Source organism: Paracoccus sediminilitoris, from assembly GCF_003259195.1.
GTDB lineage: Bacteria > Pseudomonadota > Alphaproteobacteria > Rhodobacterales > Rhodobacteraceae > Paracoccus > Paracoccus sediminilitoris.
In genome coordinates, this window is the sequence record NZ_QJPK01000077.1 from 1 (window position 1) to 1,163 (window position 1,163).

At 66.7% G+C, this 1,163-nt stretch carries 1 protein-coding gene; it reads right to left on the minus strand.

Translation table 11 applies throughout. The annotated features are described in order from the left end of the window. The coding region (locus tag DKT70_RS17615) for an FAD/NAD(P)-binding protein (protein WP_111560338.1) at positions 1-1,163 on the minus strand (1,163 nt) is incomplete at both ends.

Sequence of the window (1,163 nt, forward strand, 5' to 3'; positions counted from 1 at the left end):
CGTGACGCGGGGCCGATGACACGAATGCGGGGTTCGGGGCGGCCTTGGGCGTCAATCAGCGCGCAGTCCGAAGCGATGTCGAGGCCGATACGGGACGGGTCGATGCGGGCTCGGCCCGTGGCCAGCAAATCAGAGACCAATAGCGACGCATTGGCTTCAAGATCGCGGCGGATACCTCGGCAATCGATGATCCGCGATGCATCAAGCGCAAAAAGGGTGTTCTGACCGCGAAGACGCCAATGTCCCCGCAGGATCGTGCCGTCGCGGCTGGCATGACTGAAGCTCCCGGAGAGCTGACGCATCTGGCCGCTCTCCTGTGCGCGCTGCACAACAGCGGCACTTTCTGGCGGCAGACGATGACGATGCACCTCCCACCAAGAGGCGGCGTGGCGCAGAAAGCGTACCCTGTCGTCCGTAGGCATCGCGCGCCAAAGGGCTGACAGATGTGGGCGGACGCCGTCCACCGCGTCGCGCCAGGTGCCGCCCTGCGCCTCGGCGCGGGCGGCAAGATCGCGCAGCCAGGACAGGACAAAGCTGACCGGCGCGCCCAGAGGCACCTCGCCCCGGCTTATCTGCAATGGCGTTCCTTCTGCATGGACACGCGGCAGTTGGGCGCGGCGCGACAGGGCTATGATTTCGCCGCGATGTCCCTGCGACAGCAGGCTTATCGCTTGGTCGACCATCGACAGGCCCGAGCCGATGATGATGACGCGCCCGCCTTTCGGTGGAGGATCGGCCTGCTGCCAAGCGCCGTGGATCAGACCTTCCGGATCCGGTTCTGGCAGGGCATGGCCGGTGGCCAGCACAGCACGGTCAGCCGGGACAATCTGCCCATCATCAAGATGGGCGGCGATCCCGGCCTGCGTGGTGACCAGCCGTGTGCAGGTGGCGCGCAGACAGCGCAGTCGCCCGTCGGTCGACAGCGGCGCCAGTAGGTCGGTCATGTAGGCGCCATAGGTCGCGCGGCTTACAAAGCAAGCCCCCTTTGCCTCCTGCCCATGCGCGGCCAGCCAGCGGCGGAAATGGTCGGGATCATCCGGAAAGGCGCTCATGTTGGCGACGCGGGTGTTCAGGAGGTGGCCCGGATCGCTGGTCGAATAGGCCACGCCGCAGCCCAGCATGTACTGCCCCTCGATCACGGTGACGCGCAGGGGGGCGTCGGG